Below are 2,158 nucleotides of genomic sequence, written 5' to 3' on the forward strand. Positions count from 1 at the left end.
GCGGTGTCATGGGCGGCTCGGCGCCGTCGCCCGCGGCAGCAACGCCGCCCGCGGCCGCGCAGCCCGCGCAGGCATCCGACGACCCGCTGCTGTCGATGGCGAATAGCGTGATGGCGGCGAAGGATCAGCCGGCCAAGCCTGTCGCGCAGCCGCCGGATTCCCCGGTTACTCATCCTCTGCTGTCGGCATCTGAGTGGGGGCGCCAAGCCGGTTTGGCCGCGCGCGCAGTCGGGCACGGCATTGCCGACACGGTCGATCTAGTCGGTGCGCCGCTGAACGCGACGATTAATACCCTGTTCGGAGCGCACCTCCACAACCCCGGAGACATCATCCGGAATGCGACCGATGCCGTGACGCCGGCACCGCAAAATGCGCTCGAGCGCGCCGTCAATGCCGGTGCGAGCGGGATGGCCGGCGCGGCAGCCGGTGCGGGAGCGGCCGGCGCCGTCTCGAAAATGGCGGCGAATCCGCTGACGCAGGCAATCGCGTCGGAGATGGCCGCGCATCCTGGCGTGCAGATTGCTGGCGGCGCAGGCGCGGGCGCAGCCTCGCAGGGTGCGCAGGATGCTGGCGCGAATCCGCTCGTTCAGCTCGGCGCGGGGCTCGTCGGCGGTCTTGCTGGTGGTGCGGCGGGTGCGGGGACGGCGGCGGCCTTTAATCACCTGGCGGGATCGCTGGGGGCGTCCGTTAAATCCCCAGCAATTGTCGATCGTGTTGAGCCGTCTATGGGTGCCCAGGCATCCGCATCGCCAGCAGCGGCCGGCGCTCCGAATGCTTCGGCCGGCGGCGCAACGCTCCGTGGTGTCGGTGCAGCGGAATCGAACCTCAATCCGTACGCTGGCCAACTGACAGGTGAGGAAACCGCGCGCGGCGGCAGCTCGGCGTTTCCCCAAGTCAAGGTCGCGAAGAATGCCGGCGATGTGCCTGCCACTGAGCAGGCGGTGCGCGCGCAGATCGCGAACGATATCCTCGGCCCCGACAATGATGCGGTGCGGAGTGGCGTTGTCACCGGCAATGAAGACAAGCTTCGAAGCGAACACACGCTTTCTCGGAGCCCCGACAATACGCCGGAGCAGATTGCCTTGCGCGGTCAGATCGCGCGCGAGCAGCAGGCACTTTCGAACTACGCACAGCAGCGCATCGAGGCGACCGGCGCGAATCCGAACCTGATCAACAATGAGCAGCGTGGCCAGGTCATCAACGATACCGTTCATGGCGAAGGTGGTCTGAACGAATATTTCCAGCAAGCCAAGCAGCAGATCTACGATCGTGCTCGTGCCGAGTCGGGCGACAATCCGATTCGGACTGGGCATGTTGATGAGCTGCTGCGTGATCCTCAGTTCATGGCGGAAGCGGAGCGCGGCGGAAATTCGCGCGTGGTTTCTGGCATTACTCAGTTGATGGATCTCGCGCGCAATACTGGTTTCCGAGACCCCATCACGGGCGAGATTACGGCGCCGGGCAGCGTGGCGTCGTGGGATGCGGTCAGGAAGTCCAATAATGCAGACTGGAATGACAATAACGCGCGGACGATCGGCGCGATCAATCGAGCGATCGACCAGGACGTCGCGGCTGCCGCGGGATCAGATGCGTATAAGCTGGGCGACTCACTTCACCAGGTGCAACAGAGCATTATGGGTGCGCGCGGATTCAAGCAGATCTTCGGCGATGCGGATTCGAATGGGGTGAAATCGGGGGCGGCTGTCGAGCAGATTCCGGGCCGGCTGAACAACATGCCACTCGATCAATGGCGCCATATTTACAACACGCTCGACGACCTTTCGCGCGGTCGCATCAGTGGCGCGCCTGATGGGATGCCCCCCATCCCGCAAGAATTGCAGCAACAGGCGCTCGCGGCGAAAAACGAGATGGCCGGAGCATTGGCTCGAGAGGTTTACGAGAAAGGCGCGGGGAATTCTGGCGTCTGGAATCAGAACGATGTCAACAAGACGCTGAACTCCGTCGTTGGGCAAAAAATCGTGCAAACCTTCTCGCCCGATGAAGTTGCGGCATTCCATACGCTGAACTACGGCGGTCAGATCATGCCAGGTATTCACGCGTATGAAGGTGCGGGACCCCAGACGAAACGGCTGAATCAGGGAAGTTTTGTCGAAAGGCATGCCGGAAAGGTCGGCGCGTCGATCGGCGGCAGGGGAGC

General features: G+C 63.6%; 1 pseudogene. It reads left to right on the forward strand.

Features of this window, described 5'->3' with window-relative positions:
* Positions 1 to 2,158 (forward strand): annotated as a pseudogene (locus KH616_RS24345) (hypothetical protein); the annotation flags it as partial.

The organism is Burkholderia sp., assembly GCF_018375725.1.
Taxonomy (GTDB): Bacteria; Pseudomonadota; Gammaproteobacteria; order Burkholderiales; family Burkholderiaceae; genus Burkholderia.